Origin of the sequence: Pseudomonas sp. HD6422 (assembly GCF_025377065.1) — a bacterium.
Taxonomy (GTDB): domain Bacteria; phylum Pseudomonadota; class Gammaproteobacteria; order Pseudomonadales; family Pseudomonadaceae; genus Aquipseudomonas; species Aquipseudomonas putida_U.
Genome location: NZ_JAHWIW010000005.1, coordinates 74112 through 86965 on the forward strand (window position 1 = coordinate 74112; position 12854 = coordinate 86965).

Consider the following 12854-nt stretch of genomic DNA (forward strand, 5'->3'; position numbering starts at 1 on the left):
GGCTCCGCCCTTCGCGCAGCCGCTCTGGCAAGGTCTCTTCATGAACAGGAACAACCGCCATCCCGCCGACGGCAAGAAACCGATCACCATCTTCGGTCCGGATTTTCCCTTCGCGTTCGACGACTGGCTGGAACACCCGGCCGGCCTGGGGAGCATTCCGGCTGAGCGGTACGGCGAGGAAGTCGCCATTGTCGGCGCAGGCATCGCAGGCCTGGTGGCGGCGTACGAGCTGATGAAACTGGGGCTCAAGCCCGTGGTGTACGAAGCGTCGAAGCTCGGCGGCCGCTTGCGCTCGCAAGCGTTCAACGGCACCGACGGCATCGTCGCCGAACTCGGCGGCATGCGTTTTCCGGTGTCCTCGACGGCGTTCTATCACTACGTCGACAAGCTCGGCCTGGAAACCAAGCCCTTTCCCAACCCGCTGACCCCGGCTTCGGCGAGCACGGTGATCGATCTCGAAGGCCAGACCTACTACGCCGAGAGCACCCAGGACCTGCCCAGCCTGTTCCACGAAGTGGCCGAAGCCTGGGCCGATGCGCTGGAAAGCGGTGCCCAGTTCGCCGAAATCCAGCAGGCGATCCGCGATCGCGACGTGGTGCGCCTGAAAACCCTGTGGAACCAGCTGGTTCCACTGTGGGACGACCGCACCTTCTATGACTTCGTCGCCTCCTCGCACGCCTTCGCCAAGCTGACCTTCCGCCACCGTGAAGTGTTCGGCCAGGTCGGCTTCGGCACCGGCGGCTGGGACTCGGACTTCCCCAACTCGATGCTGGAAATCTTCCGCGTGGTGATGACCAACTGCGACGACCACCAGCACCTGATCGTCGGTGGCGTGGAGCAGGTGCCCCAGGGCATCTGGCGCCATGTCCCGGAGCGCTGCGCGCACTGGCCTGCCGGCACCAGCCTGAGCACGCTGCACGGCGGCGCGCCGCGCAGCGGCGTCAAGCGTATCGCCCGCGCCGCCGATGGCCGCCTGGCGGTGACCGACAACTGGGGCGACACCCGCCACTATGGCGCGGTCCTCGCCACCTGCCAGAGCTGGCTGTTGACCACGCAGATCGACTGCGAGGAGTCGCTGTTCTCGCAAAAGCTGTGGATGGCGCTGGACCGTACACGCTACATGCAGTCGTCGAAAACCTTCGTGATGGTCGACCGGCCGTTCTGGAAGGACAAGGACCCTGAAACCGGCCGCGACCTGCTGAGCATGACCCTGACCGATCGCCTGACCCGCGGCACCTACCTGTTCGACAACGGCGATGACAAGCCGGGGGTCATCTGCCTGTCGTACGCCTGGATGAGCGATGCGTTGAAGATGCTCCCTCACCCGGTGGAAAAGCGCGTGCAACTGGCTCTGGACGCGCTGAAGAAGATCTACCCCAAGACCGACATCGCCGGCCACATCATCGGCGACCCGATCACCATTTCCTGGGAGGCCGACCCTTACTTCCTCGGTGCCTTCAAGGGCGCCCTCCCAGGCCACTACCGCTACAACCAGCGCATGTACGCGCACTTCATGCAACAGGACATGCCAGAAGAACAGCGCGGCATATTCATCGCAGGTGACGATGTGTCATGGACGCCCGCCTGGGTGGAAGGCGCGGTGCAGACTTCGCTGAACGCGGTGTGGGGTATCATGAATCACTTCGGCGGCAAGACCCATCCGGACAACCCAGGCCCGGGCGATCTGTTCGAAGCCCTCGGCCCGATCGCCCTGCCGGACTGACACGTAGGAGACACGATGCGCATCGCCCTGTTCCAAGGTGAACCCAACCCTCTCGACCTGGCCGGCAACCTGCAACGCCTGCAACAGCAGGCCCAGGCGGCGGCCGAACGAGGTGCGCGGTTGCTGGTGTGCCCGGAAATGTTCCTCAGCGGCTACAACATCGGTCTGACCCAAGTGCAGCGGCTGGCGGAGGCCGCCGACGGGCCATCGGCCAAGGCCGTGCAGGCGATCGCCCAAGCCCAGGGCATCGCCATCGCCTATGGCTACCCGGAGCGCGGCGACGATGGGGCGATCTACAACAGCGTGCAACTGATCGATGCCCAGGCGCACAGCCTGTGCAACTACCGCAAGACCCACCTGTTCGGTGAGCTGGACCGCTCGATGTTCAGTGCCGGCGCCGACCATTTCCCGGTGGTCGAGCTGGAAGGCTGGAAGGTCGGGCTGCTGATCTGCTACGACATCGAATTCCCCGAGAATGCCCGGCGCCTGGCGCTCGATGGCGCCGAGCTGATCCTGGTACCCACGGCGAACATGGCGCCGTACGATTTCGTCTGTCAGGTGACCGTGCGCTCGCGGGCGCAGGAGAACCAATGCTACTTGGTATATGCCAATTACTGCGGCGCCGAGGGCGAGATCGAGTATTGCGGGCAGAGCAGCATCGTCGGCCCGGACGGTAGCCTGCTGGCCATGGCCGGGCATGATGAATGCCAGCTGCTGGCCGAACTGGCCCATGAGCGAGTGGCGCAAGGGCGCGAGGCGTTTCCGTATCTGGCGGACTTGCGCCAGGAGTTGCATGTGCGCCGTGGCTGACAACTCCCGCCATCTCACCCTCGCCAACGGCCTGCACCTGAAGCTGCGCCATGCTCCGCACCTCAAGCGCGCGGCCGCTGCCCTACGCGTGCACGCCGGCAGCCACGACGCCCCGGCACGTTGGCCGGGGCTCGCACACTTTCTCGAGCATCTGTTTTTCCTAGGCACCGAGCGTTTCCCGCTGGAGGATGGGTTGATGCGCCATGTCCAGGCCCTCGGCGGCCAGGTCAACGCCAGCACCCGCGAACGCACCACCGACTTCTTCTTCGAAGTCCCTCCCAATGCCCTCGCCGGCGGTTTGCAGCGGCTGTGCCAGATGTTGGCCGAACCGGAGCTGGGCATTGCCCGTCAGCGCAGCGAGCGCGACGTGATACATGCCGAATTCATTGCCTGGTCGCGCGATCCGCAAGCCCAGGCCCGTTTCGCCCTGCTCCAGGCCGCAGCGCCTGGGCATCCGTTGAGCGGCTTCCATGCCGGCAATCGCTACACCCTTGCCGTGCAGGATGTGGCGTTCCAGCAGGCCTTGCAGCACTTCCACCAGCATTTCTACCAAGGCGGACAGATCACCCTGAGCCTGTGCGGCCCTCAACCATTGCATGAGCTCGAACGCCTTGGCCAACGTTTCGCCAGCCTGTTTCCCACCGGGCATCACCAGCCGCAGCATCGCCCGCCCGCTTTGCCAGCGAGCACCAAGGCATTGCTGTTCGCCCACGACAGCCTGCCCGCAGGCGGCGAGCAGGCATTGGAATTGTTGTTGGCCTGGCTGAACGACAGCCGCCCCGGTGGCTGGCTGGATGCACTGCGCCAACGCGGTTGGCTACAAGGCTGCAAGACCGAAGTGCTGTATGCCCACGAAGACCAGTTGCTGTGGCACATCGACCTGCGACTTGATTCGACAGCCTGCCTGGATGAAGCACAACGCCTGTTCCACGGCTGGTTCCATTTCATGCATCGAGCCGCTGCTGAACAACTCAACGCAGGCTTCGCCTTGCTCCAGCAGCGACGAGAGGAAGCTGCCAGCGCACTGGAGCTGGCACGCCGGGATAGCGCGGGCACCCCCTTCTGCGCCCTCGACAGGCCTGGCCTACGCGCTTTCGGTGCCCTGCTCGATGGCCTGCCCAAGCATGCCTATGGGCAGTGGCAACTGCAAACCACCGATCCTTTGCTGTTCAATGGTTGGCCAGCCACGCCTGCCGGGTCATTGCCCAAGGCGCTGAGCGTCAGCGATGCGCTGCCTGCCTCACGCCTGCATGCCGAACTGAACCTGCGCTGGCAGATCCGCTCGCCACTGCGCCAGCGCCTGCATGCCGTACTCGAACAGGCTTTGGCCCCCCTGCATGAGCGGGCCGAACGAGCCTCGTTGCAGTTGGACTTCAGCACGGTGGGCGACTACTGGCATCTGCGCTGCGCAGGCGTACCCAGTGCAGTGGTACGGGTCAGCGAGGAAGCGCTGGAGGTACTGCGCAAGCCTACGGACGAATCCTTCACCCGCGTACCAGCCAAACCGTCGCCACTGATCCCCATCCGTACCTTGCTCAAGCAACTGCCGGATGCACTGCACGCCATGGCAGTCGAGCCCCTACCTGCCTGCACGCTGGATCAAGGCAAGTTGCAGCAGATCTGGCAACACGCAGCCTGGCACGGCCTGGCGACCGGCTTCGACGAGACTGGCCTGAATGCCCTGGCCACGGTGCTACAGCGCTGCCCAGGTCAGGGCAGCGACGCAAGACCGTTGCCGCCGACTTTGACCCGCCGCTGGCAACAGGCCGCCGCGACCGGCAGCGAGCATGCGTTGCTGCTGTTCTACCCCCTCACGAGTCGGGAGCAAGGCAGCGGCCGCCTGCTCGGGCATCTGTTGCAGGGCCCGGTCTACCAGCGCCTGCGCGTGGAACTGCAACTGGGTTACGCGGTGTTCAGCACCTTCCGCCAGGTCGAAGGCGTGCCAGGCCTGCTGTTCGGGGTGCAGTCACCCCATGCCGGCCACCGCGACATCATCGGCCATCTCCAGGCCGTGCTACGACAAGGTGTCAGGCTGCAGGCCGGGGCACGCCAGGCACTGGCCGAGCAGTTCAGCGAAGCGGCCATGACCAACGCCGATGTCGCCCACTGGGCCTGGCAAGCCCACCTGGGGCGTTTGCCGGATAAGCTGACTTGCCTACGACAGTCTATCCTGATGACGCAACAAGCCGATCTGGATGCCTTGCTCGGGCACATGCTCGCGCCCGATGCGACCTGGCTCTGCCTGGCCAATACAGCCGAGCCGAGCCTTTGGTGGCCCTGAACAGGTCACCATTGTTACGTCGGCTGCAAGGGCCCATTTCGAATAATTAACCTTTTGGTACAGAAAATTCTTGTAAGATAGCGCAATCCCAGTCAATGGAACCTCCTTGCCGAGGCGGCACCCAATGTACTGGCTGGACCCAAAACCCTCTTTCGGAAGGAGCAACTCCATGTGGACCAAACCTGCTTACACTGACCTGCGTATCGGCTTCGAAGTGACCATGTACTTCGCCAACCGCTAAGCCCTGCTCGTGGTTCGACGCCTCGGCCCGCCGAGGCGTTGTCGTTTTTCGGATACGGGTCTTCGGATTAGGGAGTGGCCATGTACATCCAGATTCTCGGTTCCGCCGCTGGTGGCGGATTCCCGCAGTGGAACTGCAACTGCGTCAACTGCAAGGGCTTTCGCGATGGCAGCCTGCGCGCCACGGCACGCACCCAGTCCTCGATCGCCCTGTCTGACGACGGTGAGCACTGGATCCTGTGCAACGCCTCGCCCGACATCCGCGCCCAGCTGCAGGCCTTCGCGCCGATGCAGCCGGCCCGTGCCCTGCGCGACACCGGCATCGACGCCATCGTCCTGCTCGACAGCCAGATCGACCATACCACCGGCCTGCTGAGCCTGCGCGAAGGTTGCCCGCACAAGGTCTGGTGCACCGACATGGTCCATCAGGACCTGACCACCGGCTTCCCGCTGTTCAACATGCTCAGTCACTGGAACGGTGGGCTGCAGTGGAACCGCATCGAGCTCGAAGGCAGCTTCGTCATCGACGCCTGCCCGAATCTGCGTTTCACCCCCTTCCCGCTGCGCAGTGCCGCGCCGCCCTACTCGCCGCACCGCTTCGACCCGCATCCGGGCGATAACCTTGGCCTGCTGGTCGAGGACACCCGCAGCGGCGGCAAGCTGTTCTACGCGCCGGGCCTGGGCCAGGTCGACGACGAACTGCTGGCGATGATGCACGACGCCGACTGCCTGCTGGTCGACGGTACCCTGTGGGAAGACGACGAGATGCAAAGACGGGGCGTCGGCACCCGCACCGGCCGCGAGATGGGCCATCTGGCGCAGAATGGTCCCGGCGGCATGCTCGAAGTGCTCGACGGCTTCCAGCGTCAGCGCAAGGTGCTCATCCACATCAACAACACCAACCCGATTCTCGATGAAGACTCCCCCGAGCGAGCCGAGGTCCTGCGCCGCGGCGTGGAAGTGGCCTACGATGGCATGAGCATCGAGTTGTAGGAGGCCCGATGAGCGAAGCACTGCCGATGTCCCCTGCCGAATTCGAGCAGGCCCTGCGCGCCAAGGGCGCCTACTATCACATCCATCATCCCTACCATGTGGCGATGTACGAAGGCCGCGCCACCCGTGAGCAGATTCAGGGCTGGGTGGCCAACCGCTTCTACTACCAGGTCAACATCCCGATGAAGGATGCCGCTATCCTGGCCAACTGCCCCGACCGGGAGATCCGCCGCGAGTGGATCCAGCGCCTGCTCGATCATGACGGCGCGCCAGGCGAAGACGGCGGTATCGAGGCCTGGCTGCGCCTGGGCCAGGCCGTGGGCCTGGACCCCGACCAACTGCGCTCCCAGGAGCTGGTGCTGCCGGGCGTGCGTTTCGCCGTCGACGCCTACGTCAACTTCGCCCGCCGCGCCAGTTGGCAGGAGGCCGCCAGCAGCTCGTTGACCGAGCTGTTCGCGCCGCAGATCCACCAGTCGCGCCTGGACAGCTGGCCACAGCATTACCCGTGGATCGACCCGGCCGGCTACGAATACTTCCGCACCCGCCTGGGCCAGGCCCGACGTGACGTGGAACACGGCCTGGCGATCACCCTGCAGCATTACACCACCCGTGCCGGCCAGGAGCGTATGCTGGAGATCCTGCAATTCAAGCTGGATATCCTGTGGAGCATGCTCGACGCCATGAGCATGGCCTATGAACTGAACCGCCCGCCTTATCACAGCGTCACCGGCGAGCGCGTCTGGCACAAGGGGATCGCCCTATGAGCTTCGATCGCACCCTGGTACCCAACTGGCGCCCCGGCTATCGCTTCCAGTACGAACCGGCGCAGAAGGGCCATGTACTGCTGTACCCCGAGGGCATGATCAAGCTCAACGACAGCGCCGGTCTGATCGGCGGACTGATCGATGGCCAGCGCAACGTCGCCGCCATCATCGCCGAACTGACCCAGCAATTCCCCGATGTGCCCGAGGTCGCAGACGACATCGAGCAGTTCATGGAGGTGGCCCGTGCCGAACACTGGATCACCCTCGCCTGAGGTCCCGGTCGGCCTGCCGTTGTGGCTGCTCGCCGAGCTGACCTACCGCTGCCCGCTGCAGTGTCCGTACTGCTCCAATCCGCTGGATTTCGCCCAGCAGGGCAAGGAGCTGGACACTGCCCAGTGGTTCAAGGTGATGGCCGAGGCGCGCGAAATGGGCGCTGCCCAGATCGGTTTTTCCGGCGGCGAGCCACTGGTGCGCCAGGACCTTGCCGAATTGATCGGCGAGGCGCGCCGGCTGGGCTACTACACCAACCTGATCACCTCTGGCATCGGCCTGACCGAGCAGCGCATCGCCGCCTTCAAGCAAGCCGGCCTCGACCATATCCAGATCAGCTTCCAAGCCAGTGACGAGCAGGTCAACAACCTGCTGGCCGGCTCGAAGAAGGCCTTCGCCCAGAAGCTGGAAATGGCCCGTGCGGTGAAGGCCCACGGGTATCCGATGGTGCTCAACTTCGTTACCCACCGGCACAACATCGACAAGATCGACCGCATCATCGAACTGTGCATCGCCCTGGAGGCCGATTTCGTCGAGCTCGCCACCTGCCAGTTCTACGGCTGGGCGCATCTCAACCGCCTCGGGCTACTGCCGACCCGCGCGCAACTGGAACGGGCCGAGCGTATCACCAACGAGTACCGGGACAAGCTCAAGGCCCAAGGCAACCCCTGCAAGCTGATCTTCGTCACCCCCGATTACTACGAAGAACGCCCCAAGGCCTGCATGAACGGCTGGGGCAGTCTGTTCCTCACCATCACCCCGGATGGCACCGCCTTGCCGTGTCATGGCGCCCGGCAGCTCCCGGTGCAGTTCCCCAACGTGCGCGACCATGACCTGCGGCACATCTGGTACGACTCGTTCGGTTTCAACCGCTTCCGCGGTTACGACTGGATGCCCGAACCGTGCCGCTCCTGCGATGAGAAGGAAAAAGACTTCGGCGGCTGCCGCTGCCAGGCCTTCATGCTCACCGGCGATGCCAGCAAGGCCGACCCGGTGTGCGCCAAGTCGCAGGACCACGGCATCATCCTCAAGGCCCGCGAGGAAGCGGAAACCGCCCAGCTCGCCATTGAACAGATGACCTTCCGCAATGAACGAAACTCCCGTGTCATCGTCCGCGGTTGAATTCAGCGCCGAGCAGGCCGTGGCCGCTGGCACCGACTTCGCCGAAATCAAGGTCGGCCCCACCGGCCTGTTCTGGAACGAGTTCCGTCCAGCCGATGGCGCCTGCCGTCTTTGGCACTGGCGTGACCATCAAGCCCGCTGCCTGACCCCGGACGGCTTCAGCGCACGCAGCCGGGTTTACGAATATGGCGGAGGTAGTTTCTGCCTCGCCGGCGACGCCGTCGTGTTCGTCAACGAAGGCGATCAGCAAGTCTATCTGCAGTCGCTGGACGACGGCTTGCCCAATGCGTTGACCGCCGACCCGCAGTGCCGCTACGGCGATCTGCAATGGCATGACGGCCAGGTGCTGGCAGTCGAGGAATGCCATGCGGAGCAAGTCGAGCATCGCTTGGTCGCGCTGGGCGAAGGCACTCGGCAGGTGCTGGCCGAGGGCGCCGATTTCTATGCCGCGCCCACACTCAGTGGCGATGGTCAGCGCCTGGCCTGGATCGAGTGGGACCGACCGGCGCAGCCCTGGACAGTGACCCGGCTGATGGGTCGCGAGCGTGACAGCAACGGCACCTGGGGCGCGGCGCGCTGCATCGCTGGCGACGACGAGTCCTTGCAGCAGCCGCGCTTCGACCTGCAAGGCCGACTCTACTGCCTGTCCGACCGCAATGGCTTCTGGCAACCCTGGGGCGAAGTCGACGGCCAATGGCAGGCCCTGCCTGCCGAAGCAGCCGACCATGCCCCGGCACCGTGGCAACTGGGCGCCAGCACCTGGCTTGTCGACGGCCCGCAGAGCTACCTCGCCAGCTGGTTCGAGGACGGTTTCGGCCAGCTCGGGCTGCGTACCGCCGACGGTCGGGTAGAGCGTTTCGCCAGCGCCTACAGCCGTTTTCGCAGCCTGGCCGAAGATGAGCACTTCATCTACGCCATCGCCGCCTCGCCCATCAGCCCACCGGCGGTCATCGCCATCGCCCGCGACAACCACGAAGTCCGGGTGCTGGCCGGTGGCGCGGAGGTCATGCCGGCGCGGCACATCAGCCTGCCGCAATCGATCCACTACGACAGCGCGGGCACCCCCGCCCACGGTTTCTTTTATCCCGCCGCCGGCAGCCGCGGCCCGGCACCGCTGGTGGTGTTCATCCACGGCGGACCGACTTCGGCCTGCTACCCGGTACTCGATCCACGCATCCAGTACTGGACCCAGCGTGGCTTCGCCGTCGCCGACCTCAATTACCGGGGCAGCAGCGGCTATGGCCGGGCTTATCGGCAGGCGCTGCACCTGAACTGGGGCGATAGCGACGTGGAGGATGCCTGCGCTGCGGTCGAGCACCTGGCTGCGCGCGGCCTGATCGACCGCGACAAGGCGTTCATCCGCGGCGGCAGCGCCGGCGGCTATACCACCCTGTGCGCGCTCGCCTTCCACGATGTGTTCCGTGCCGGAGCCAGCCTCTATGGCGTCAGCGACCCGATTGCCCTGGGTCGCGCCACGCACAAGTTCGAAGGCGATTACCTGGACTGGCTGATCGGCGATCCGCTGCGCGATGCCGAGCGCTACCGCCAGCGCACGCCGCTGCTGCATGCGGCTCGGATCAAAGCGCCGGTGATTTTCTTCCAGGGCGAGTTGGACGCGGTGGTGGTGCCGGAACAGACCCGGTCGATGTTGGCGGCCCTGAAGGCCAACGGCATCGAGACCGAAGGCCACTTCTATGCCGGCGAGCGGCATGGTCTACGCAGTGCGCAAAACCTCGCGCACGCATTGGAAGAAGAGTGGAAGTTCTATTGCCGGGTGCTGAACGGCTGATACCCGCGAACACCGGCCCAGCCGGTGTCATACCCTGCCGGGCTTACGTTGCGATAGGGCCGCCCAGCAGCCCTGCACGCTCAGCGTTTGGCAATGATGTACACCGCGTGCACGATCCCCGGAATGTAACCCAGCAGCGTCAACAGGATATTCAGCCAGAACGCCCCGCCGAAGCCTACCTGAAGAAATACGCCCAGCGGCGGCAGGATGATGGCGATGATGATGCGGATGAAGTCCATGCGTATAGCTCCTTTGAGGGGTTTAAACAAAGACTAGCCGCGCCCTGCAGAGGTTCCACCGCCTGAACGCCAGGCAAAAAAATGCCCCGAGCCAAGTCGATCGGCCCAGGGCGGTGCGCAGAAACGCAAGACGGTTCGGTTGAATGCGGATCAGGCCGGCACTTCCCGCCGGTTGTGCTGTTTGGCGTGGAGCCTTGCGAAGGCCCGAGCCAGGCGCAGAAGCATTTCGTCGATGCTGCCCCGGCTCACGGTCAGGGCTGGGGAAAAGCGCAGAACATCCGCTTGCGGAGCGTTGAGCAACAAGCCTTCGTCCAGCGCAGCCTCGACCAGCGCCGGAGCGATGTTCTCGCGCAGTTGCAGTGCCCAAAGCAGCCCCTGCCCACGCACTTCGCCCTGACCATAGCGGCCTGCCAGGCGCGACAACCCCTCGCGCAGGTGGCGGCCACTGTCCTGCACCTGCTCGAAGAAGCCGGCCTCCAGCACGGTGTCGAGGACCGCCAAGCCGGCTGCGCTCATCAACGCATTGCCGTGGTGGCTGCCCTCCAGTTCGCCTGGCTCAGCGCAGCACGCACGACCACGGGCCAGCAATGCCGCCAGCGGTACTCCACCGCCCAGGCCTTTGCCCAGCGTGATGATGTCGGCGCGCACGCCGTAGGTCTGTTCGGCGAGCAACGCACCGCAACGACCAATACCGGTCTGCACCTCGTCGAGAATCAACAGGATGCCCAGCTCGCGGCACAGCTTCTCCACGCCCTGCAGGTATTCACGGGTGGCCGGAACCACCCCCGCTTCGCCCTGGATCGGCTCGAGCATGATCGCCACGGTGCGCGAATCGACCTGCGCATGCAGCGCCGCCAGATCATTGAACGGTACTTTGCTGAATCCTGGCAGGCCCGGTTCGCAGCGGTTGCATGGGAGCGGGTCGGAGGCCGACAGTGCGCCCAGGCTACGGCCATGACAGCCCTGACTGGCGGTGATGATGTGGTAGGCGCCGTTGCGATGCAGTTGGCCCCATTTACGCGCCAGCTTGATCGCCCCCTCGCAGGCTTCGGCGCCACTGTTGAGCAGGTAGGCCTGATCGCTGCCGGTGCTCTGGCACAGGCGATTGACCAGCGCCAGCAAGCCACGGCTGTGATAGCCCGCGCCGGGATTGATCAACGCCTGGGCCTGGTTGCCCAGAGCCTTGACCAGCGCGCTGGGGCTGTGGCCCAGACTGTTGACCGCACCTCCCTGGGTGAAATCCAGGTAAGCGTGGCCTTTGTCGTCCCACAACCACGATCCCTGGCCCCGCACGAACACCTGCGGGGCACGCACGCTGCCAGGCATCAGACACTCACGCGACAGCGGCGATGCATCCGCCGGGGCGACCGGCGCACGCACGGGCTCGGCGACCGCGGCAGGTGCCGAACGGCGCAGGTTGAACAGGTTCATGGAGGCTCCGACCAATCACGCAAATGGGCATCCGGGGCCTGATCTGATGCCGGCGCCCGATAATTTTGCCCTGCCTATCAAAAGTGTTTCTCAGCCTCGGTAACAATCGCCGCCGATGGCGCTGTAACCCTTTGCTGTACGGCGATAGACTAGGCGTGCGAGGCGCTTGCGGCCATTCCGTTTTTCCAGCTTTTTCGATAAGTGTTGCTTATGGATTTTCGCCAACTGCGTTATTTCGTCGCGGTCTATGAAGAAGGCCATGTGGGCCGGGCCGCAGAGCGGCTGTCGCTGTCCCAGCCAGCCCTGTCACAGCAGATCCGCCAGCTCGAGCACAGTCTCGACCTGAGCCTGTTCGAGCGCGCCAACAAGCGACTGTTGCCGACGCTGGCTGCCCACACCCTGTACAACCATGCCCAGCCGTTGCTCGATGGCCTGCAGCGCGCCCACGAAGCCATGCGCAACTTCAAGGGGCAGTCGGTACGCACCCTGGCCATCGGGGTGCTGCAGACCGTGCGCCCAGGTCTGGTGCCACAGCTGCTCGAGCGTGTGCGCAAAGCCCAGCCGCATCTGGTGGTGCAGATCTACGAGCTGTCGGGGCTGGAGATCGAACGACGTCTGCTCAACGGCAGCCTGGATATTGGCATCAGCTACCTGCCGCCGCGTCAGCCAGGACTGCATGGCCTGTTGTTGTACGAAGATGAATTGCAGCTGGTCATACCGGATACCCACCCCCTGAAAGACTTCAAGAAGGTATCCATTCGCCAGGCGGCAGAATTGCCGATGCTGATGCTCGGCGAAGAATTCCAGATCCGCCAGATCTGGAAGGAGCAGTTGGCCAACCAGGGGCGTCGACCCCAGGTCCAGGCGGAGATGAACAACATGGCCGGGATTCTCGACAGTCTGTCGCACACCGCGCTGGCGACCATCCTGCCTGGCCGGGCCAAGGCGGCCGCCGAAGATGATCAGGGATTGCTGTGGAAACCACTGAGCGAACCTCGTGTGCCCCTCAAGGTCGGTCTGGTGTTTCGCGATGCCCAGCGCCAGCAGGCTTCGGTGGAGCTGTTGCGCAACTTGCTGGAAGAAGACGTGCTCGGCTAAAACCCGCGCACAAAGAAAACCCCGCCGAAGCGGGGTTTTCCAGACTGTTTCCCTATGACATCCCTATCGCCCCACCGACCCTGGCAGGCATCCT

The 12854-nt window shown here is 64.6% G+C and carries 12 protein-coding genes; 10 read left to right on the forward strand and 2 right to left on the reverse strand.

From position 1 onward, the window contains the following. The first annotated feature begins 40 nt into the window (after window positions 1-40). From KY379_RS04975 to KY379_RS05015, 9 genes are all read left to right on the forward strand, one after another. Window positions 41-1723: a flavin monoamine oxidase family protein gene (locus tag KY379_RS04975; protein ID WP_261239347.1), complete on the forward strand. Its 1683-nt coding sequence runs from the start codon at window positions 41-43 to the stop codon at window positions 1721-1723. 15 nt (window positions 1724-1738) lie between these two features. Then, entirely contained in the window at window positions 1739-2533 is a 795-nt protein-coding gene (locus KY379_RS04980; protein WP_261239348.1) for a carbon-nitrogen hydrolase family protein, read from the forward strand. Continuing rightward, complete coding sequence (gene pqqF / locus KY379_RS04985) at window positions 2526-4814, forward strand: pyrroloquinoline quinone biosynthesis protein PqqF (protein ID WP_261239392.1); 2289 nt, start codon at window positions 2526-2528, stop codon at window positions 4812-4814. The genes KY379_RS04980 and pqqF overlap by 8 nt, the downstream gene beginning before the upstream one ends. Before the next feature lie 169 nt (window positions 4815-4983). Further along, window positions 4984-5055, forward strand: a complete 72-nt coding sequence (gene pqqA / locus KY379_RS04990) for a pyrroloquinoline quinone precursor peptide PqqA (RefSeq protein WP_003243383.1) — start codon at window positions 4984-4986, stop codon at window positions 5053-5055. An 80-nt stretch (window positions 5056-5135) separates the two neighbouring features. Next, window positions 5136-6047 (forward strand): pyrroloquinoline quinone biosynthesis protein PqqB, encoded by a 912-nt coding sequence (gene pqqB, locus KY379_RS04995; protein WP_133327334.1) that lies wholly within the window; start codon window positions 5136-5138, stop codon window positions 6045-6047. Window positions 6048-6055: 8 nt separating this feature from the next. Further along, entirely contained in the window at window positions 6056-6811 is a 756-nt protein-coding gene (gene pqqC, locus KY379_RS05000) for a pyrroloquinoline-quinone synthase PqqC (RefSeq protein ID WP_133327336.1), read from the forward strand. Then, window positions 6808-7083 (forward strand): pyrroloquinoline quinone biosynthesis peptide chaperone PqqD, encoded by a 276-nt coding sequence (gene pqqD / locus KY379_RS05005; protein ID WP_133327338.1) that lies wholly within the window; start codon window positions 6808-6810, stop codon window positions 7081-7083. Before pqqC ends, pqqD begins: the two co-directional genes overlap by 4 nt. Continuing rightward, window positions 7055-8203, forward strand: coding sequence for a pyrroloquinoline quinone biosynthesis protein PqqE (gene pqqE, locus KY379_RS05010; RefSeq protein WP_261239349.1), 1149 nt, complete (start codon window positions 7055-7057; stop codon window positions 8201-8203). Before pqqD ends, pqqE begins: the two co-directional genes overlap by 29 nt. Then, window positions 8169-9992 carry an alpha/beta hydrolase family protein gene (locus KY379_RS05015; RefSeq protein WP_261239350.1) on the forward strand — a complete coding sequence of 608 codons (1824 nt, stop codon included), beginning with the start codon at window positions 8169-8171 and terminating at the stop codon, window positions 9990-9992. Before pqqE ends, KY379_RS05015 begins: the two co-directional genes overlap by 35 nt. Window positions 9993-10072: 80 nt before the next feature. Here the strand turns inward: KY379_RS05015 and KY379_RS05020 are convergent, their stop codons facing one another. Both KY379_RS05020 and KY379_RS05025 read right to left on the reverse strand, forming a co-directional pair. Beyond that, window positions 10073-10231, reverse strand: a complete 159-nt coding sequence (locus tag KY379_RS05020) for a YqaE/Pmp3 family membrane protein (RefSeq protein ID WP_009681539.1) — start codon at window positions 10229-10231, stop codon at window positions 10073-10075. A gap of 150 nt (window positions 10232-10381) precedes the next feature. Continuing rightward, window positions 10382-11662, reverse strand: coding sequence for an aspartate aminotransferase family protein (locus KY379_RS05025; RefSeq protein ID WP_261239351.1), 1281 nt, complete (start codon window positions 11660-11662; stop codon window positions 10382-10384). 210 nt (window positions 11663-11872) lie between these two features. Here KY379_RS05025 and KY379_RS05030 point away from each other — a divergent pair, with 210 nt between their 5' ends. Then, window positions 11873-12760 carry a LysR family transcriptional regulator gene (locus KY379_RS05030; protein WP_133327346.1) on the forward strand — a complete coding sequence of 296 codons (888 nt, stop codon included), beginning with the start codon at window positions 11873-11875 and terminating at the stop codon, window positions 12758-12760. Window positions 12761-12854: the final 94 nt, after the last annotated feature.

Bases quoted from the DNA above. Each gene is read 5' to 3' on its own strand.
- KY379_RS05030 (WP_133327346.1), top strand. From the start codon at position 11,873: ATGGATTTTCGCCAACTGCGTTATTTCGTCGCGGTCTATGAAGAAGGC.
- pqqD (WP_133327338.1), top strand. From the start codon at position 6,808: ATGAGCTTCGATCGCACCCTGGTACCCAACTGGCGCCCCGGCTATCGC.
- KY379_RS05025 (WP_261239351.1), bottom strand. From the start codon at position 11,662: ATGAACCTGTTCAACCTGCGCCGTTCGGCACCTGCCGCGGTCGCCGAG.
- KY379_RS05015 (WP_261239350.1), top strand. From the start codon at position 8,169: ATGAACGAAACTCCCGTGTCATCGTCCGCGGTTGAATTCAGCGCCGAG.
- KY379_RS04975 (WP_261239347.1), top strand. From the start codon at position 41: ATGAACAGGAACAACCGCCATCCCGCCGACGGCAAGAAACCGATCACC.
- KY379_RS04980 (WP_261239348.1), top strand. From the start codon at position 1,739: ATGCGCATCGCCCTGTTCCAAGGTGAACCCAACCCTCTCGACCTGGCC.
- pqqB (WP_133327334.1), top strand. From the start codon at position 5,136: ATGTACATCCAGATTCTCGGTTCCGCCGCTGGTGGCGGATTCCCGCAG.
- pqqC (WP_133327336.1), top strand. From the start codon at position 6,056: ATGAGCGAAGCACTGCCGATGTCCCCTGCCGAATTCGAGCAGGCCCTG.
- KY379_RS05020 (WP_009681539.1), bottom strand. From the start codon at position 10,231: ATGGACTTCATCCGCATCATCATCGCCATCATCCTGCCGCCGCTGGGC.